Raw genomic sequence first — 18,875 nt, 5'->3', positions numbered from 1 at the left:
GTTCAGACGAGCCGCAGCTCGTCGCCCGCGAAGTAGGCGTCCTTCTGGAGTCGGGACCGCGTGGCCTCGAGCGCGACCCGCGCCTCCGCCAGCGCCAGCTTGGCGTTGTGCTCCTCGGGCGACTCGCCGAGCCTCCGCGCCGCCTTCTTCGCCCGGGAGATGGTGTGCTCGAGGTTCAGGAGGACGTCCGAGACCTCGTTCTGGGCGCGCTCGTGGGCGACCTGCCCCTGCGGACGGGGGTCGTGCGCTGCCTGTCCCATGGCGCTGCTCCCTGGGTCGAGGTCGGTGCCGGGAGTCTAGGTGGCGGGACGCCCGCGGCCCAGGTCCGCTCCCCGGCTGTGGACAGCCACCTCCGTCCTCGGGCGGGCTCGCCCGTGGCCCGCTCTGGCACCCTCGTGCGGTGCCGTCGTCCTCGCCCGTCCCCACGCCGGCCGCCCCCACGCCGGCCGTCCCGTCCTCCGGCGACCCGGGCGGCGTCGCGGCCGCCGTGCTGGCCGCCCGGGAGAGCGCGGTGGAGGCGCTGCTCGACTTCGCGCCCGCGGCGCTCGAGCTGGGCGAGGTCTTCGCGCGCGCGGGCCACGAGCTGGCGCTCGTCGGCGGACCCGTCCGGGACGCCGTCCTCGGTCGCCTGTCCGGCCCGGCCGACGTCGACCTGGACCTGACCACCAGCGCCCGCCCGGCCGAGACCGAGCGGCTGCTGCGGGCGTGGGGCGACGCCTCCTGGGACGTGGGCGCGGCCTTCGGGACGGTGGGCGCCCGCCGGGGCGACGTCGTCGTCGAGGTGACCACCTACCGCAGCGACCTGTACGACCGGGCCAGCCGGAAGCCCGTCGTCGAGTTCGGCGAGTCGCTCGAGGACGACCTCGTCCGCCGGGACTTCACGGTCAACGCGATGGCGGTCCGGCTGCCCGACGGCGCCTTCGTCGACCCGTGCGGCGGGCTGCGCGACCTCGCCCACCGGGTGCTGCACACGCCGCGCTCGCCGGAGGAGTCCTTCGCCGACGACCCGCTGCGGATGATGCGGGCCGCCAGGTTCGCGTCGACGCTCGGGCTGCGGGTGGCGCCGGCCGTGGTCGAGGCGATGACCGCGATGGCGGACCGCATCACCATCGTGTCGGCGGAGCGGGTGCGCACGGAGCTGGAGAAGCTGCTGCTGGGCGTCCACCCGCGGGCCGGCCTGGAGCTGCTGGTCGGCACGGGGATCGCCGAGCACGTGCTGCCCGAGCTGCCGGCGCTGCAGCTGGAGATCGACGAGCACCACCGGCACAAGGACGTCTACGAGCACACGCTCACCGTGCTCGAGCAGGCCATCGCCCTGGAGGACCCGCCCGGCGCCGACGGAGGGGGCGACGACGGCCGCGTGCCCGGCCCCGACCTCGTCCTGCGCCTCGCGGCGCTCCTGCACGACGTCGGCAAGCCCGCGACGCGGCGCTTCGAGGCCGGCGGTGGCGTGAGCTTCCACCACCACGAGGTCGTCGGCGCCAAGATGACGGCGCGGCGGATGAAGGCGCTGCGCTTCGACGCGGCGACGACGAAGCAGGTGGCCCGCCTCGTCGAGCTGCACCTGCGCTTCCACGGCTACGCCGGCGGGGAGTGGACCGACTCGGCGGTGCGCCGCTACGTCACGGACGCCGGTCCGCTGCTGCCCCGGCTGCACCGGCTGACCCGCTCGGACTCGACCACCCGCAACCAGCGCAAGGCCTCCCGCCTCGCCGCCGCCTACGACTCGCTCGAGCAGCGGATCACCGAGCTGCAGCAGGCCGAGGAGCTGGCGTCGGTGCGTCCCGACCTCGACGGCGGGCAGATCATGGCCACGCTCGCCGTCGGCCCCGGGCCCGTCGTCGGCCGCGCCTACCGGCACCTGCTGGAGCTGCGCCTGGACCACGGCCCGCTGGGCGAGGACGCCGCCCGCGCCGAGCTCCTGGCGTGGTGGGCACGGCAGCCCGAGCGGCCGCAGGAGCCGCAGGGCTGAGCCGCCGGCGGCTACGTCACGTCGGGGGAGCGCACCAGCAGCAGCGCGGCGGCCAGCAGGACGGCGGCGAGCGGCAGGAGCAGCGCCGCGACGGCGGCGTCGGACGGTCCGGCCGGCAGGACGCCCGCCGCGGCGAGCGCCCCGAGGACGAACGAGCCGTTGAAGACGGCGTCGTGGACGGCGACGACGCGGCCGCGGTGGGCCCCTCCGACGGACCGCAGGACGACGGCGTCGACGCAGATCTTCAGGCCCTGGCCGCCCGCGCCCAGGAGCGCGCCGCCGACCACGAGGGCGGCGACGGCGGCGGGGCCGACGGGCAGCGCCACGGGCAGCGCGGCGGCGGCCGAGGCGGCGAGCACCAGGCACCCCGTCCCCCAGCGCCGGGCGCCGGCACGGGCGGCACCGCTGGGCGTCGTGGCCACCGCGACGGCCACGCCGACGGAGACGGCGCCGAGCACGAGCCCCGTGAGGGCGAGCGCGGCGTCGGGGTCGTCGAGGGGGGCGAGACGGGTGCGCGTCAGCACGACGACGAGCACGACGAGCACCCCGTAGGCCACCCGCGAGGCCCCCAGCGCGGCCACGGCGCGCGCCGCGGCGGGACGGGCGGCCAGGTGCCGCAGCCCGTCCCGCAGCTCGCGGACGGCCTCGACGGCCCGCCGCCCGGCCCGGTGCGGCCCTGCGGCTCCTCGCGTGGCGGCGTCGGTCCGGCCGCCGCCCAGCGCGTCGGGGGGGAGCCGCAGCGCCGCCAGGCAGGACGCCCCGACGAGCGCCGCCGCCAGCGCGAGCACCAGGGCGTCGGTCGCCCCCTGCGCGGTCGGGCCGGCGCCGACGACGAGCCGGAGACCGGTCCCGACGCCGGCGCCGAGGGCCAGCGCGAGGGTCCCGACGGTCGGGACGACCGACGAGGCGAGGACGAGGTCACGCCCGGCGACGACGGCGGGCAGGCCCGCGCCGAGGGCGGCGAGCACGAGCCGGTTGACCGAGAGCACCACCAGCACGGCGGGCACCAGGAGCACCTCCCCGGCCGAGCCCGGGGCCGCCGCACCCGAGCCGACGAGCAGCGCCGTGCCGAGGACGGCGGCCGCCCGCAGCGCCCCGGCGCCGACGAGCACGGAGCGCCGCCGCCACCGGTCGAGGAGGGTGCCGACGAGCGGGCCGACCAGCGTGTACGGCAGCAGCACCAGCGCGAGCAGCCCCACGACGGCGAGCGGCGTCGGCGCCCGCTCGGGCGAGAAGAGCAGCAGCCCGGCCAGCCCGAGCTGGAACGCCCCGTCCCCCGACTGCGAGAGCAGGCGCACGACGAGCAGCCGCCGCAGGTCTGCCCCGCGCAGGAGGCGGGGGAGCCCGCGCAGCCCCTGCGAGCCCGCCGGGGCGGCGGCGGAGCTGACCGGTCCCACCGGTGCATCCTCGCGTGCGCGGCGCGCGGCGGGCGGCGGGCGGCGGGCGGAGCGGTCCGGGCGGCCCGAGGTGCGCGGAACAGGCCGGGGGGACGGGGCGTTCTCCCCCCGGCGCCCGCTGTCAGGTCCCGCTCAGCCCGATCGGGCAGGGTCACCCACGGCGCGCCTCCTGGCCGGGCAGCCCCCCGGCCTGGTAGTGAGGCGGTTCGTCCCGCTCGCCCCCGAGGTCCCCGGTCCGGCCGGGTCCTGACCTCAGGACGGGACGGGCGTCGCCGATGAGCCGGACGGGTGAGCCGACCGGGTCGCCCCGCGCGGGACCCGCGCGCACCACGACACGACACCGCGGCCCCCGCCGGGCGCGGAGAAGGCCGAGGGACGGACGCAGTGGCAGCAGGTTCTCGCCCGACACCCCCCAGCAGGTCGACCCGCCGTGCGCCGGCGCGACGTCGTCGCAGCCGAGGCCGCGTGGCCCTGCTCGTCGTCGGCGGGGTCGTCGTCGGCGGGGTCGTGCTCGGCGGGGCCGCCTTCGCCGTCGGCTACGCGACGACGGACGTCCCGGAGCCCACCGCGCTCGGCCAGGCCGCGACGACGACGGTCTACTACGCGGACGGCACGACGCCGCTCGGGACCTTCGCCGAGGTCAACCGGACGCCGGTGGACCGCGCCGACATCCCCGACGTCATGCGTGAGGCGATCATCGCCGCCGAGGACCGCAGCTTCTACGAGAACCGCGGCGTCTCGCCGAGCGGCATCGTCCGTGCCTTCGTGAGCAACGTGACCGGCAACGCCACGCAGGGCGGCTCGACGATCACCCAGCAGTACGTGAAGAACTACTACACGGGCGACGACACGCGGTCGCTGGAGCGCAAGGTGCGCGAGGCCTTCATCGCGCTGAAGGTCGACCAGGAGCTGGACAAGGACCAGATCCTGACGGACTACCTCAACACCATCTACTACGGCCGCGGCGCCTACGGCGTGCAGGAGGCGGCGCAGGCCTACTTCGGCGTCGACGTCGGCGAGCTCGACACCGCGCAGGCGGCGCTACTGGCCGGGATCGTCCCCTCGCCGTCGGCCTACGACCCGGCCGTCGACGCCGCCGCCGCGCAGGACCGCTGGGACTACGTCGTCGACGGGATGGTCGCCACCGGGGCCCTCACCCAGGCCGAGCGCGACGCGCTCGCCTTCCCCGAGACGATCGAGCCCCAGGAGGAGCAGACCTACGCCGGCCCGACCGGCTACCTCCTCCAGGCCGTCCGCGACGAGCTGACGAGCCGCGGCGGCTTCACCGAGGACGAGCTCGACGCCGGCGGCCTGTCCATCACGACCACCTTCGACGCGGGGATGCAGCAGGCGGCGGTCGACGCGATGGACGACGAGGACGCGTTCCCGTCGGAGGACCGGCCGGACGACGTCCTCGCCGGCCTGGTGTCGATCGACCCGGCGGACGGCGCGGTCCGCGCGATGTACGGCGGCGCCGACTACCTCGAGCGTCAGGCGAACGCCGCCACCTTCGACACGATGCAGGCGGGCTCGATCTTCAAGCCCTTCACCCTGGTCGCGGCGCTCGAGGACGGCGTGTCGCTGCGGACCCGCCTGGACGGCCGCAGCGGCCAGTACTTCGACGGGTACACCAGCGACGGCGTCACGCCCAAAGAGGTCAACAACTTCGACGACGAGGACGAGGGCTACCAGAACCTCGTCGAGGCGACGACGACGTCGACCAACACGGTCTACGTCCCGCTCAACCTGGCCGTCGGCCCCGACAGGACCCAGGACGTCGCGATCCGCGCCGGTCTCCCGGAGGACACCGTCGGGCTCGGCGACAACGCCGGCAACGTGCTCGGCACGGCGTCGCCGCACGTCCTCGACATGGCGCGCGCCTACTCGACCTTCGCGGCGCAGGGCGTGCGGACCACCCCGCACGTCGTCGCCGAGGTGACCCAGGACGGCGAGCTGGAGTACCGCGGCCAGACCGACGGCGAGCGGGTCTTCGCCGAGGACGTCATGGCGGACACGACCTACGCCCTGGAGCAGGTCGTCGAGGACGGGTCGGTGAGCCGGACGATCGACCTCGACCGGCCGGCCGCGGGCAAGACAGGCACCTCGGAGAGCGCGCGCTCGGCCTGGTTCGCGGGGTACACCCCGCAGCTCGCCACCGTCGTGTCGGTCTTCACGACCAAGCCCGACAGCGAGGGGGGCATGGACCGATGGGACGACGGCAGCACCGGCGTCGTCACGGGCAGCTCCTACCCGACGCGGATCTGGCAGGAGTACATGGAGGTCGCCACCGACGGCATGCCCGTCGAGGACTTCCCCGAGCGCGCCGACGTCGGCACCCGGGGGCTGCCCTCCTCCACGTCGTCCTCCTCCCGTGACGACGAGGACGACGACGCCGGCCCGAGCCGCTCCTCCCGCTCCTCCTCGGACGAGGGCGACCAGGACGACGACGCACCGGCGGTGGTGCAGCGGGACCCGGGGCCGACGCGCGCGCCCGAGCCGACGGCGGACCCGGAGCCCACCCAGGAGCCCGAGGTGACCGCGGAGCCGGAGCCGGAGCCGACGCCGGAGGCCACCGGGGAGCCCGTCGCCCCGACGCGGACCGCGGACCCGGACCCGGACCCGGACCCGGAGCCGGAGCCGACCGTCCCGCCGGAGACCTCCGGGCCGACGACGGAGCCGGGGCCGCGGCCGACGTCGACGTCCCGCGCCCTCGGTGAGCCGGTGCGCCCCGAGCCCGGGCAGCCGCCGGTCGAGCCGGGGACCTCCACCGACGGCTGAGGGCCTCGGGGAGCCACCGACCGGCAGGTGCGGCTGGCACACTCGCGCGGGTGAGCACGTCCGTGCGGCCCGGCGACGAGGCGGCCTCCCGCCCGACCGGTGCGGGCGCCCCCGGGGCCGGCGAGGTCGAGGGGGCCGTCGTCGTCCTCCCGACGCACGAGGACCCGCTGGCGCGCTCGGCGTCCCCCGTGGTCGGGGGCCCCGCGGGCCGCCGCGTCCGCACCCGCCGGCACCCGCTGCGCAGCGCCCTCGCCGTCGGCTCCGGGCTCGGGCTCGTCGTCCTGGCGGTCGGCGTGCTCCTGCGCCAGCACTGCCGGGAGACGCTGTGGGCGACGCCCGGCCAGTACGTGCACGCCTGCTACAGCGACGTGCCGACGCTCTTCTCGAGCCGCTACCTGGACGCCGTCGTGCCCTACCTGCAGCGGCGGGGCGGTACCGACTTCCTCGAGGTCCCCTTCGGCACCGGGTGGCTGCTGTGGGGACTCGGCCGGCTCGTCGGCGTGGACCGGGGGGCCGCGACGGGGGGCCGTGACGTCTTCGACGCGACGGTGGTGCTCGGCGCCGCCGCGCTCGTCGTCCTCGTCGCCGCGGTCGTCGCCCTGAGCGGCCGGCGGCCCTGGGACGCCGTCCTCGTGGGGGCCTCGCCCGTCGTCCTCGTCTGCGCCCTCGTGGGGGTCCCGCTCGTCCCCGCGGCGCTGGCCGTCGCCGGGCTGTGGGCCTCGGCCCGGGGCCGGGCCCTGGGCGCCGGCGTCCTCGTCGGCCTGGCGGCGCTCCTCGCCCCCGTCCTGGGCCTCGCCACGGGCGGTGCCCTGCTGCTCGTCCGCGCGCGCCGGCGCCGCGACGAGGCGGCCGAGCGCGCCGCGGGCCCGCAGCCGTCGGCGGCCGCGGGCCCGGGGGACGACCTCGACGGCGAGCAGGAGCCCCCGGCCCGCGCCCTCGACCCCGAGCTGCGGACGGCGGTCGCCGCGGTGGTCGTCTGGGTCCTCGGCGGGCTGCCGGTCCTCCTCGAGAACCCCGGGACGTGGGTGGACGCCGTGACGACGCGGGTCCTCGCCGGCCCCGGCTACGGGTCGGTCTGGCTGGTGGCCGGCCTCCTCGGCGCCGAGCCCTCGCGCACCACCACCACGGTGGTCTCACTCCTGCTGCTGGTCGTCCTCGTCCTCGCCGTCGTCGTCCTGGTGCTGCGGGCGCCGCGGGCGCCGCGGGTGCCCGTCGTCGCGCTGCTCCTGCTCGTCGCCGCGCTCGTCACCTCCCCGGCGCTGCCGCCGCAGGCGGCCGTCCTCGTGCTGCCCCTCGCCGTCCTCGCCGTGCCGGGGTGGCGGCTGCTGCTCGCGTGGGGCGCCGTGGAGGCGGCGGCCGCGACGGGCACGTGGTTGTACCTCTACGGCCTCCAGGTCCACGACCGCGGCCTGCCCCCGTGGGCCTACGCGGTCCTGGTGCTCCTGCGGCTCGGCGCCCTGCTCGTGCTGGCCGCCCGTGCCGTCGAGGTGACGACGGACCCGGGGTGCGACGTCGTCCGCGCCCCGCGCAGCGACCCGCTCCTCGGGACCGACGACCCCGCGCTGCCCCGGGGACGGCGCACCCCCGCCGTCCCGGGGCCGGCGCCGGGCTGACGGCGGCCGGCGCCGGCGGTCGAGGGGTCGGGCGGTCGAGGGGTCGGGCGGTCGAGGGGTCGGGCGGGGCGCGGGCGTCCACTACCCTGGTCGGCGATCGGCCCCTCGTCCGTCCGTGCCTCCGGCCCGGCGGACCGGGGCCGTGACGCTGACACCCTCCTGCCACGGAGAGACCGTGGCCGCCTGAGACCAGAGGAGGTGGGTACTCCCATGCGTCACTACGAGATGATGATCATCCTCGACTCCGAGCTCGAGGAGCGCACCGTCGCCCCGTCGCTCGACAAGTTCCTCGACGTCGTCCGCCGCGGCGGTGGCTCGATCGACAAGGTCGACATCTGGGGCAAGCGCCGGCTCGCCTACGAGATCCGCAAGAAGACCGAGGGCATCTACGCCGTCGTCGACATGAAGGCGGAGCCCGCCGTCGCCAAGGAGCTCGACCGCCAGCTCACGCTCAACGAGTCGGTCCTGCGGACCAAGCTCGTCCGGCCCGAGCTGCACTGAGCCCGTCGGCCCGGCCGTCGTCACGCCGGGGCTGTGGAGGACGGCTGCGCGCCGTCGTGCCCCGGCCCTAGCGTCCGGCGTCCCAGGCCGCGAGCGCCCGGTCGCCCCCGGGCGGCCGAGCCGACGAGCGAGCACCGTCCACCCCGCGAGGAGGAGCCATGGCAGGCGAGACCGTCATCACCCTGGTCGGCAACCTGACCGCCGATCCCGAGCTGCGCTTCACCCCGTCGGGGGCGGCCGTGGCCAACTTCACCGTCGCCTCCACGCCCCGGCAGTTCGACCGCCAGAGCAACGAGTGGAAGGACGGCGAGACGCTGTTCATGCGCTGCTCGATCTGGCGCGAGGCGGCCGAGAACGTCGCCGAGTCGCTCGGCAAGGGCAACCGCGTCATCGTCACCGGTCGTCTCGTCTCCCGGTCGTTCCAGACCAAGGAGGGCGAGAACCGCACCGTCAACGAGCTCCAGGCCGACGAGGTCGGCCCGTCGCTGCGCTACGCGACGGCCAAGGCCCAGCGCACCCAGCGCGGCGGTGGCGGCGGCTTCGGTGGTGGTGGCGGTGGCGGCCAGCAGGGCGGTGGCGGCGGCTACGGCGGCGGCCAGCAGCAGGGCGGCGGCCAGCAGTCCTCCGGCGGCTACGGGCAGGACGACCCCTGGGCCACGGGCCCGTCGTCCGGCGGCGGTGGCGGCGGCCAGCAGCAGCAGTCCGGCGGCGGCTGGGGCGGCGGCCAGAGCGACGAGCCGCCCTTCTGACCCGAGCGGCACCCGACGGTCCCGAGCGGACCGGCGGGGCCGACCGCGGCGGCGCACCTGCGTGCGCCACCGCACCCACCAGCACCCCTCACCACCCATCCCGGGTCCTCGGCAGGACCCGGGCTCCGAAGGAGCTCCACGATGGCCAAGCCAGTCCTGCGCAAGCCCAAGAAGAAGTCGAACCCGCTCAAGGCGGCGAAGATCGGCTACGTCGACTACAAGGACACCGCCCTGCTGCGGAAGTTCATCTCCGACCGGGGCAAGATCCGTGCCCGGCGGGTGACGGGCGTCTCCGTCCAGCAGCAGCGCCAGGTGGCCAAGGCGGTCAAGAACGCCCGCGAGATGGCGCTGCTGCCCTACAGCAGCTCCGCCCGCTGAGAGGGGCAACGACGATGAAGCTCATCATGACCCAGGAGGTCACCGGCCTCGGTGCGCCCGGCGAGGTCGTGGAGGTCAAGGACGGCTACGGCCGCAACTACCTCCTGCCCCGCGGCCTCGCGACGCCGTGGACCAAGGGCGGCCAGAAGCAGGTCGACGACATCCAGCGGGCGCGTCGCATCCGCGAGATCGCCTCCGTCGAGGAGGCGCAGAGCGTCCGCGCCTCGCTGCAGGAGAACCCCGTCAGCCTGACGGCCGTGGCCGGCCGCGGCGGGCGCCTGTTCGGCGCCGTCACGCCGCACGACGTCGCGGAGGCCGTCAAGGCGGCCACCGGCAAGGACGTCGACCGCCGCAAGGTCGAGATCGGCCAGCCGATCAAGGCCCTCGGCCGCTACACGGTGACCGTCCGGCTCCACCCGGAGGTCCAGGCCAGCGTCGACGTCGAGGTCGTCCCCTCGGCCTGACGCGCTCGTCCCCCCGCACCGGCCCGCCCGGTGCACCGACGGCCCCCTCGCCCACGTGGCGAGGGGGCCGTCGCGCGTCCCGCCCGGCTTTTGGCGCACTTCGACGACTTTGTGCGGTCTGGGGGCGGGTTGTGGCGCACTTCGACGACTTAGTGCGGTCCGGGGACGGGTTTCGGCGCACTTCGACGACTTTGTGCGGTCTGGGGGTGGGGTTCTTCGCACGTCGACGACTTCGTGCGGTCTGGGGGCGGGTTTTGGCGCACTTCGACGACTTCGTGCGGTCTGGGGGCGGGTTCTGGCGCACTTCGACGACGTCGTGTCGTGGGCGCACGGGTCCTGCGCACGTCGACGGCGTGCGGCGGCGCCCGTGCGGGCCGTGCTCAGCGCACGGCGCCGACGACGGCCCAGGCGTCGCGCCGGGCGCGCAGCCCGAGCGTCAGGGCGCGCACGGCCATGAGGCCGCCGGCGAAGGCGCCCCACAGCCACACGAGCCCGGCGGTGCCGGTCGGCCCCCAGGTCGTGACGGCGACGACGAGCGGCGCGTACACGGCGAGCCCGACGAGCCCGGCGACGGCGAGGTAGCGCCCGTCGCCCGCGCCGATGAGCACGCCGTCGAGCACGAACACGTAGGCGGCCAGCGGCTGAGCCAGCGCGACGACGACGAGCGCGGCGGCGATGGCGGTGCGCACGCCGTCGTCCGGGGAGAACACGGGCGCGACGAGCGTCCGGCCCGCCAGGACGACCAGGCCGCTCAGCACGCCGACGACGGCGCCCCACTGCAGGAGCCGGCGCAGGACGTCGTGCGTGCCCGGGACGTCCCCCGCCCCGAGGGTCCGCCCGGTCAACGCCTGCCCGGCGATGGCGAGCGCGTCCAGCCCGAGCGCCAGCGCGGACCAGATCGTCACGACGACCTGGTGGGCCGCCAGCGCCGTGTCCCCCGAGCGGGCCGCGGCCGCGGTCGTGAGCAGGATCGAGGCCCGCAGCGTCAGGGTCCGCACGAGCAGGGGCAGGCCGTCGCGGCCGGACCGGAGGACGCCCGCGCCGGCGGGTCCCAGCGTGACGCCGTGGCGGCGCGCCCCGCGCGCGACGACGACGACGAGGGCGGCGGCCATCCCCAGCTGCGCGATCGACGTCCCGAGCCCGCTCCCGGCGATGCCGAGGGCCGGCACGGGTCCGAGCCCCAGGACGAGGACGAGGTTGAGCGGCACGTTGGCCAGCGCCCCGGTGACGGCGACCACGAGCGGCGTCCGCGTGTCCTGCAGCCCCCGCAGCACCCCTGTCGCGGCCAGCACGACGAGCATGGCGGGCAGCCCCGGCAGCGACGCCCGCAGGTAGGCGGTCGCGGCGTCGGCCACCTCCGCGCCCGCCCCCAGGGCGAGGGCGAGGGACCGCGCGGCGGGCCAGGCCGCGGCCGCCGTGACGACCCCCAGCCCGAGGGCCAGCCACATCCCGTCGACGCCCTGGCGCAGCGCCGAGGGCAGGTCGTCGGCGCCGAGCCGTCGCGCGACGGCCGCCGTCGTGGCGTAGGCGAGGAAGACGAAGACGCCGACGGCGGTGGTCAGGACGGTGCCGGCGATCCCCAGCCCCGCCAGCGGCACGACCCCCAGGGACCCGACGACGGCGGAGTCGACGAGCAGGAAGAGCGGCTCGGCGACGAGGGCGGCGAAGGCGGGCAGCGCCAGCCGCGCCACCTCCCGGTCCAGCGGCCGCGGTCGCAGGCGGGAGGGCAGGGACGGCACGCCCGGGATCCTCGCACCGGCCCCCGCGGCGGCGCCGGGGCGCAGTCACGGCGGGGCCGGGTGGAGGGGACGACCCGGCAGCGGGCGCCGGCGGCACCTCCGGTGGGGCCGCACGGCCGTCGCCGTGCCCGCAGGCGGGAGCGGGTGGGGACGACGGCCGGGGGCGATCGCGCCGGGAGCCGGTCAGCAACGCGTCACGAGCGCCGCCACCGGCGCGGTCGGCCCCCCGACGGACACCCGCTGTCCGCGCCTCGGACACCTCCTCGTCGGATGTCCGTCCACACCCGGTGCACGACGTCGCAGCAGGTCAGCGACCCGACGCCGGGGCGGTCCCGGCGCTTCGTCCCCAGGTCTGTCCACGGGGTGTGGACGGCGCGCCGTCGTCGTCCACAGCCGTGCACAACGCTGTGCACAGCCCCTGTGCGTGCGCGGTTCGACCGATGTCGGTGCCCGCCCCTAGCGTCCGCGGGCGCGGGGACGGACGCCCCCGCGACGGTGCTCCTGCGCGGGGCGTCGCGGGTCGACGACGGAGGGTCAGGTGGCTGCGTGAGCCTCGCGGAGGTCGACCGGTACGAGACGTCGGGACCGCCGTCGGAGGACCTCGGGCGCACCCCGCCCCAGGACGTCGCGGCGGAGCAGAGCGTCCTCGGCGGCATGATGCTCAGCAAGGACGCCATCGCCGACGTCGTCGAGGTGCTGCGCGGCACGGACTTCTACCGGCCCAACCACGAGAGCGTCTTCGACGCCGTCACCGACCTGTACGGCCGCGGGGAGCCGGCCGACGCCGTCACCGTCGCCGCCGAGCTCAACCGCCGGGGCGACCTCGCCCGGGTCGGTGGCGCGGCCTACCTGCACACGCTCATCGCCTCGGTCCCGACGGCCGCGAACGCGGGCTACTACGCGGAGATCGTCCGTGAGCGGGCCGTCCTGCGCCGTCTCGTCGAGGCCGGCACGCGCATCGTCCAGCTCGGGTACGCCTCGGGCGGCGGGGACGTCGACGCCATCGTCGACTCGGCGCAGGCGGAGGTGTACCAGGTCACCGAGCGGCGCAGCAGCGAGGACTACCTCCCCATCGCCGACATCATCGAGGGCACGATCGACGAGATCGAGGCCTCGAGCCACCGCGGCGAGGGCATGGTCGGCGTCCCCACCGGTTTCGCCGACCTCGACCAGCTGACGAACGGCCTGCACGCCGGCCAGATGGTCGTCATCGCGGCGCGGCCGGCGATCGGCAAGGCACTCGCCCTGGACACGCCGCTGCCCACGCCGAGCGGGTGGACGACGATGGGGGAGGTCGCGGTCGGGGACGAGCTCGTCGCCGCGGACGGCACGCCCACGCGCGTGGTCGCGGCCACCGACGTCATGGCCGACCGCCCGTGCTACGAGGTCGTCTTCGACGACGGGACCACGGTGGTGGCCGACGCCCAGCACCAGTGGCTCACCGACACCCGGGCGTCGCGGCGCGGGCCGGCCGAGGCGGCCGTCCGGACCACCGAGGAGATCGCCGCGACGGTCCGCTGCCGGACCGCGGACCGGCGGCTCAACCACTCCGTGAGCACCACCGCTCCGCTGCAGCTGCCCACCTCCGAGCTGCCGCTGCCGCCGTACGTCCTCGGTGTGTGGCTCGGGGGCGGCCACTCCGCGGGAGCGCGCTACACCTCCGCCGACGCGGAGATCGCCATGTATATCGAGGGGGACGGGCTCGTGGCCGAGGCGCAGACGGGCCTCACCTACGCCCTGCGCCTGCCGGAGCCGGAGTCGGGACTGCGGCGGTGCCAGGCCTGCCGGCACGACCACGGCACGGTCACGGCGCTGCTCAGGGGTCTCGGCGTCCTCGGTCGCAAGCGCATCCCGCAGACCTACCTCCGGGCGTCGGAGGCGCAGCGACGATCTCTCCTCGCGGGCCTGCTCGACACCGACGGGACGGTCGACCGGACGGGGAGCGTGCAGATCGCGCTGACCAGCCCAGAGCTGTCCGAGGACGTCCGGGAGCTCGTGCTCGGTCTCGGCTACCGCTGCGGGACGTCGACGAAGCAGGTGCAGGGCCGCGACGACGCCTCGTCGACGTGCTGGACGCTGACCTTCACCACTCACGACGACGTCTTCCGCCTCGAGCGCAAGCGGCTCGTGCACAAGGAGCGCACGAAGGACCGCGTCGAGCAGCGGACGCGTCGGCGGTACATCACCACGGTCCGGCCCGTCCCGAGCGTGCCGGTGCGCTGCGTGCAGGTCGACGACCCGAGCCACCTCTACCTCGCCACCCGGTCCATGGTGCCCACGCACAACTCGACCGTGGGACTGGACATCGCGCGCTCTGCGTCCATCAAGAACGGTCTGCCGTCGGTCGTCTTCTCCCTGGAGATGAGCCGCAACGAGATCACCATGCGGCTGCTCTCGGCGGAGGCGACGGTCTCGCTGCAGCACATGCGCAAGGGGACGATGCGCGAGGAGGACTGGACGCGTCTGGCGCGCACCATGGGCCGGGTCAGCGAGGCGCCGCTGTTCATCGACGACTCGCCGAACATGTCGCTCATGGAGATCCGGTCCAAGTGCCGGCGGCTCAAGCAGCGGCACGGGCTCAAGCTCGTCGTCATCGACTACCTGCAGCTCATGAGCTCGGGCAAGCGGGTCGAGAGCCGCCAGCAGGAGGTCTCGGAGTTCTCCCGCGCCCTCAAGCTGCTCGCGAAGGAGCTCGAGGTGCCCGTCATCGCGATCTCGCAGCTCAACCGTGGGCCCGAGCAGAGAACGGACAAACGGCCCGCAATGAGCGATCTACGCGAATCGGGCAGTATCGAGCAGGACGCCGACATGGTGATCCTGCTGCACCGGGAGGACGCCTACGAGCGCGAGTCCCCGCGGGCCGGCGAGGCGGACCTCATCGTCGCGAAGCACCGCAACGGCCCGACGGACACCATCACCGTCGCCTTCCAGGGCCACTACTCACGCTTCGTCGACATGGCGCAGGGAGGGTGAGGACGGTGGCGTCCGGGGTCGGCACCGACGCCGCGCCGGTCGTGCCCTGGTCCCTGACGCTCGACTGCGCCGACCCCGCCCGGGCGGCGTCCTTCTGGGCGCAGGCGCTGGGCTACGTCCCGGCGCCCCCGCCCGAGGGCTGGGCGACGTGGGAGGCCTGGTGCGACGACATGGGGGTGCCCGAGGACGAGCGCGACGACGGCGCCGCGCTCGTCGACCCCTCCGGTCGGCGGCCGGCGCTGACCCTCCTGCGCGTCCCGGAGCCGAAGGAGCGCAAGAACCGGCTCCACCTCGACCTGCACGTCTCCGGCGGCCGGCACCTGGCCCCGGACGTGCGGGGCCCCCGCCTCGAGGCCGCGGTGGAGCGTCTCGTCGCCGCCGGCGGCACGGTGCTCCAGCGGCACGAGAGGGACGGGCACCTCGACCACGTGGTCCTCGGCGACCCCGAGGGCCACGAGCTCTGCGTCGTCTGAGCCGAGTGCGGGCCGTGCCGGGCCGCGACGTCCGGGTCCGCGTCGGAGGTCGAATACGCGGGCGGGTCCAGGAGGGTCCGGCGCGTCGCCGATGACGGTGCGGCAGCACCTCGACTGGCGCCGGCCGGCCGGACCGCGTCCCCTGGGGCAGCCGACGACGACGCCGACCCGGAGGACGCCATGCTGCGCCGCACCCGCCCGAGCCCGACCCCCACCACGAGGCCCTCGCCGGTGGGGTGGTCCCGCGCCGGGGCCGTCGCCGCGGCGGCGGGGGCGGCGGTCCTCGCCCTCGCGACGGCGGCGCCGGCCGCCGCCACCGGCACGCCGACGGGCGAGCCCCCGGAGGTCCCGGGCCTCGTGGTCTACGCGAGCGACACCGACGTCGACGCGACCGCGCAGGCCGTGCAGGACGCGCTCTCGGCGAACGGGATGGTCACGGCCGTCCTGGACCACCAGGAGAACGCCGCGTCGGTGGGCATGGAGCTGCGCCCGACGACGCTCGTCGTCGGCGGCGCGCCGCCCGTGGGGACGCCGCTGCTGCAGGCGAGCCAGCGCGCCGGCGTCGACCTGCCGCAGAAGTTCCTCGCGTGGGAGGACGAGGCCGGCGACGTGTGGCTCGGGTACAACTCCGCCGAGCACGTCGCCGTGCAGGCGGGCCTGCCCGCCGACGACCCCACGACCGAGGCCCTCGCGACGGCGTCGGCCACCATCGCGGCGGCGGCGAGCGGCAGCGAGGAGCCGGCCACCGAAGGAGCGCCCGTCGAGGAGCTCGACGGCTACCTCGCCGACCGGCCGAGCGACGCGGCGGACGTGGACGCGGCGATCGCCCGCTACCAGGAGGCGACGACCTCGGCCGGCCTCTCGCAGGTCGCGCTCGTCGACCACGCCGCGGCCGCGGCGAGCATCGGCGAGGTCCTGCGCCCCACCCAGGTGCTCCTCGCCGGCAACCCCGCCGCCGGCACCCCGCTGATCCAGGCCGCCCAGACGATGGGCATCGACCTGCCCACCCGCTACCTCGCGTGGGAGGACGAGAGCGGGCAGGTGCGGGTCGGCAACGTCGACGTCGGTGCGCTCGCCCGGCGGCACGGCGTCGAGGACGTGAGCACCCTCGCCATGGTGCGGCAGGCGACGGCCGGCTTCACCGCCGCCGCGGCGGGCGGCATGGTCGCCCCCGAGGGCGGGGTCGACACCGGGGCCGGCGGCGCGGTCGGCGGTGTCGACGACGCGTCGTGGCTGCTCCCCGCGGGTCTCGCCCTGCTGGCCGCCGGCGGCGCCGTGCTCGTCGCGCGTCGCCGCGTGGGCTGAGGGCGGCGGCCGCGGCCGGCCGGGGGACGTGTCGGGCCCGCGCCGGATCAGGCCTTCCGGGAGCGCACCCACCGGCGGGCGGCGACGACGGTCCGGGTCACCGCGCGCACGGCCGGGGTCCCGAGGCGTCCCCGGTAGTCCGCGATCGCCGCGTTCCACGGCCCGTCGCCGTACGTCGGGTACGGGTGGGTGCGGGCCACGAGCGCGCTCGTGGTCGTGCCGTCGAGGACGGCGGCGGTCAGCTCGGCGAGCACCTCGCCGGCCCGCGGGCCGACGACGGTGGCACCGCGCACCCGGTTGCGTCGGTCGACGACGAGGCGGGTGAAGCCCTCGCTGCGGCCCTCGGCGACGGCGCGGTCGACGTGGTCGTGCCGCAGCTCGAGCAGCCGGCGCCCGGTGCGTGCTGTCCCGGCCCGTGGTGTCCCGTTCGCCAGGGTCCCGGTCGGCTCGCCCACCGCCGCCAGCTCGGGGTCGGTGAAGGTCACGCGGGGGACGACGGCGCCGGGTCGGCGCGGCAGCCCGAGCACCGCGTTGATCGCGGCGTCGGAGCCGCGGACGCCGGCGGTGTGCGTGTAGAGGTCCTCGCCCGTGACGTCGCCGGCCGCCCAGACCCGGGGGTTCGTCGTGCGCAGCCCGTCGAGCACGAGGCGTCCGTCGACCCGCCGGACGCCGGCCTCGACGAGGCCGAGGCCGTCGACGAGCGGGCGGCGGGGGCCGGCGAGCAGCAGCCGGTCGAAGGGCACCTGCGCGCCGTCGTCGAGGACCAGCGCCCCGGCGCCGTCCTCGCCCGGACGCACGGAGGTCGCGCGTACCCCGGTCCGCACGTCCACGCCGTCGGCGCGCAGGGCCGCGGTGACGACGGCGGCCGCGTCGGCGTCCTCGGCGGGCAGGAGGTGGGCACCGGCCTCGACCACGGTGACGTGGGCGCCGAGCCGGGCGAAGCCCTGCGCCAGCTCGGTGCCGGTGGTCCCGCCGCCGAGGACGGCGAGCCGCCCGGGCAGCTCCGCGAGGTCCCAGACGTCGTCGGCGGTCAGCGCGGCGACGCCGTCCGCGCCCGGCAGGTCGAGCGGTGCCGGGCGGGAGCCGGTGGCGAGCAGCGCCTGCGCGAAACGGACCTCGCGCCCGTCCACGGTCGCCGTCGCCGGGCCGGTGAAGGTGACGGTCCCGCGCACCGTCCGCACGCCCGCCGCCTCGAGCGCCTGCGGCGCGTCGACGGGCTGGATCGCCGTCACCGCTGCGCGCACGTGCGCCATCACGACGGGGAAGTCCACCTCGACCTCGGCCCGGACCCCGAGGCGGTGGGCCCGGCGGGCGTCCGCCGCGGCCGACGCCGCGGCGAGCAGGGCCTTGGACGGCACGCACCCCGACCACAGGCACTCCCCGCCGGTGCGGTCGCGCTCGACGAGGAGCACCCGGGCGCCGAGCAGCGCCGCCGACTGCGCACCGGTGAGCCCCGCCGTGCCGCCCCCGACGACGAGGAGGTCCCACGTCGTCGCCGCGTCGGCGTCGGTCAGGTGCGAGCCGGCGGGCCACGTCGCCCCGGCCGGGTCGGCCCCGGCCGTGCCGTCGGTGGCAGCCCCGTCCGTGGCAGCGCCGTCCGTGGTGCGGTCCTTCGTCACGGCTCTCCTCCCCGCGGGGCGCCTCGCCCCGCGCGTGCCAGTCTCGGCTCCCGTTGGTCGCCCCGCGCGCCGCCGGGGCCCGGCTCCGCGCCGTGCCCCCCCGTCGTCCCCCCGTCGTCCCCCCGTCGTCCCCCCGCCGCCCGAGGAGCCACCGTGCCCGCCGTCGCCCGCTACGCCCACCTGGGGCGTGCCTACGACCTCGTCTCCGGCGAGGCGTTGTACGCGCCCGGTCGGGAGGCGGCCGTGGACCTGCTGCGCCTGCGCCCGGGCGCGCGCGTCCTCGTCGTGGGGTGCGGTACCGGGCCGGACCTGCCGTCGCTGCTCGCGGGGGTCGCCCCCGGTGGTCGGGTCGTCGGCCTGGACGCCAGCGCCTCGATGCTCGAGGCGGCCCGACGCCGCGCGCAGCGCCTGGGCCCGGACGGCGTCCGCCTCGTGCGCGCCGACGCCGAGCAGGTGCCGGCCCGCCGGCTCACCGACGCCCTGGGCGGCCCGGCCGACGCGGTCCTCGCCCCCTACGCGCTCTCGCTCATGCCGGNCTGGGCCCGGACGGCGTCCGCCTCGTGCGCGCCGACGCCGAGCAGGTGCCGGCCCGCCGGCTCACCGACGCCCTGGGCGGCCCGGCCGACGCGGTCCTCGCCCCCTACGCGCTCTCGCTCATGCCGGACCGGCGCCGGGCCTGGGCGACGGCGCTGGCCGCCGCCCGGCCCGGCGCCCGCGTCGCGGTGGTCGACACGACGCTCGCCGACGGCGCCCTGCCGCTGCGCCTGGCGTCCCGGCTGGCGTGCACGCTCGGCGGCGTCGACGTCCGGGCCCGCCCGTGGGAGCTCGTCGAGGAGCTCGCGGACGTCGAGGCGCGCACCTTCCTGCGTGGTCACGTCGAGGTGCGGGCCGCCACCGTGCCCGGCTGAACCCGC

At 76.7% G+C, this 18,875-nt stretch carries 15 protein-coding genes and 1 pseudogene; 12 read left to right on the top strand and 4 right to left on the bottom strand.

The window, feature by feature from the left end; translation table 11 throughout:
* Positions 1-2 precede the first annotated feature (2 nt).
* Positions 3-260, bottom strand: coding sequence for a hypothetical protein (locus WDZ17_RS10860; RefSeq protein WP_339575174.1), 258 nt, complete (start codon positions 258-260; stop codon positions 3-5).
* Positions 261-400: 140 nt separating this feature from the next.
* Here WDZ17_RS10860 and WDZ17_RS10855 point away from each other — a divergent pair, with 140 nt between their 5' ends.
* Positions 401-1,972 (top strand): CCA tRNA nucleotidyltransferase, encoded by a 1,572-nt coding sequence (locus tag WDZ17_RS10855; protein ID WP_339575173.1) that lies wholly within the window; start codon positions 401-403, stop codon positions 1,970-1,972.
* 11 nt (positions 1,973-1,983) lie between these two features.
* Here WDZ17_RS10855 and WDZ17_RS10850 read toward each other — a convergent pair whose 3' ends face one another.
* Positions 1,984-3,369, bottom strand: a complete 1,386-nt coding sequence (locus tag WDZ17_RS10850; protein WP_339575172.1) for an MFS transporter — start codon at positions 3,367-3,369, stop codon at positions 1,984-1,986.
* 465 nt (positions 3,370-3,834) lie between these two features.
* Here WDZ17_RS10850 and WDZ17_RS10845 point away from each other — a divergent pair, with 465 nt between their 5' ends.
* The 6 genes from WDZ17_RS10845 (at position 3,835) to rplI (ending at position 9,852) form a co-directional block, all read left to right on the top strand.
* Complete coding sequence (locus WDZ17_RS10845; RefSeq protein WP_339575171.1) at positions 3,835-6,147, top strand: transglycosylase domain-containing protein; 2,313 nt, start codon at positions 3,835-3,837, stop codon at positions 6,145-6,147.
* A gap of 50 nt (positions 6,148-6,197) precedes the next feature.
* Positions 6,198-7,760, top strand: a complete 1,563-nt coding sequence (locus WDZ17_RS10840; protein ID WP_339575170.1) for a hypothetical protein — start codon at positions 6,198-6,200, stop codon at positions 7,758-7,760.
* A gap of 210 nt (positions 7,761-7,970) precedes the next feature.
* Positions 7,971-8,261 carry a 30S ribosomal protein S6 gene (gene rpsF / locus WDZ17_RS10835; RefSeq protein WP_339575169.1) on the top strand — a complete coding sequence of 97 codons (291 nt, stop codon included), beginning with the start codon at positions 7,971-7,973 and terminating at the stop codon, positions 8,259-8,261.
* Between the two features lie 158 nt (positions 8,262-8,419).
* On the top strand, positions 8,420-9,010 hold the full coding sequence (locus WDZ17_RS10830; RefSeq protein ID WP_339575168.1) for a single-stranded DNA-binding protein: 591 nt from the start codon (positions 8,420-8,422) through the stop codon (positions 9,008-9,010).
* Between the two features lie 141 nt (positions 9,011-9,151).
* Entirely contained in the window at positions 9,152-9,388 is a 237-nt protein-coding gene (gene rpsR, locus WDZ17_RS10825; protein WP_339575167.1) for a 30S ribosomal protein S18, read from the top strand.
* A gap of 14 nt (positions 9,389-9,402) precedes the next feature.
* Positions 9,403-9,852, top strand: coding sequence for a 50S ribosomal protein L9 (gene rplI / locus WDZ17_RS10820; protein WP_339575166.1), 450 nt, complete (start codon positions 9,403-9,405; stop codon positions 9,850-9,852).
* A 380-nt stretch (positions 9,853-10,232) separates the two neighbouring features.
* On the opposite strand, the gene WDZ17_RS10815 is transcribed toward rplI, so the two are convergent.
* A complete protein-coding gene (locus WDZ17_RS10815; protein ID WP_339575165.1) occupies positions 10,233-11,591 on the bottom strand; it encodes an MATE family efflux transporter in 1,359 nt (452 codons plus the stop codon).
* A 546-nt stretch (positions 11,592-12,137) separates the two neighbouring features.
* Between WDZ17_RS10815 and dnaB the strand changes: the two genes are divergently transcribed.
* The 3 genes from dnaB to WDZ17_RS10800 all read left to right on the top strand — a co-directional run bounded on the left by dnaB (position 12,138) and on the right by WDZ17_RS10800 (position 16,342).
* Positions 12,138-14,564 (top strand): replicative DNA helicase, encoded by a 2,427-nt coding sequence (dnaB, locus tag WDZ17_RS10810; RefSeq protein WP_422631947.1) that lies wholly within the window; start codon positions 12,138-12,140, stop codon positions 14,562-14,564.
* 5 nt (positions 14,565-14,569) lie between these two features.
* Positions 14,570-15,037: a VOC family protein gene (locus tag WDZ17_RS10805; RefSeq protein ID WP_339575163.1), complete on the top strand. Its 468-nt coding sequence runs from the start codon at positions 14,570-14,572 to the stop codon at positions 15,035-15,037.
* A gap of 180 nt (positions 15,038-15,217) precedes the next feature.
* Positions 15,218-16,342 carry a DUF302 domain-containing protein gene (locus WDZ17_RS10800; RefSeq protein WP_339575162.1) on the top strand — a complete coding sequence of 375 codons (1,125 nt, stop codon included), beginning with the start codon at positions 15,218-15,220 and terminating at the stop codon, positions 16,340-16,342.
* Between the two features lie 47 nt (positions 16,343-16,389).
* Here WDZ17_RS10800 and WDZ17_RS10795 read toward each other — a convergent pair whose 3' ends face one another.
* Positions 16,390-17,856, bottom strand: coding sequence for a dihydrolipoyl dehydrogenase family protein (locus WDZ17_RS10795; protein WP_422631952.1), 1,467 nt, complete (start codon positions 17,854-17,856; stop codon positions 16,390-16,392).
* Here WDZ17_RS10795 and WDZ17_RS17495 point away from each other — a divergent pair.
* Together WDZ17_RS17495 and WDZ17_RS10790 are read left to right on the top strand one after the other, a co-directional pair.
* Positions 17,857-18,498 (top strand): annotated as a pseudogene (locus WDZ17_RS17495) (class I SAM-dependent methyltransferase); the annotation flags it as partial. It abuts the gene before it with no gap.
* A gap of 23 nt (positions 18,499-18,521) precedes the next feature.
* Positions 18,522-18,869, top strand: coding sequence for a hypothetical protein (locus tag WDZ17_RS10790; protein WP_339575160.1), 348 nt, complete (start codon positions 18,522-18,524; stop codon positions 18,867-18,869).
* The last annotated feature ends 6 nt before the right edge of the window (positions 18,870-18,875 follow it).

Source organism: Pseudokineococcus basanitobsidens, from assembly GCF_037482545.1.
In the GTDB taxonomy this organism is placed as follows: Bacteria; Actinomycetota; Actinomycetes; order Actinomycetales; family Quadrisphaeraceae; genus Pseudokineococcus; species Pseudokineococcus basanitobsidens.
This window is presented reverse-complemented; position numbering and strand designations above follow the sequence as displayed.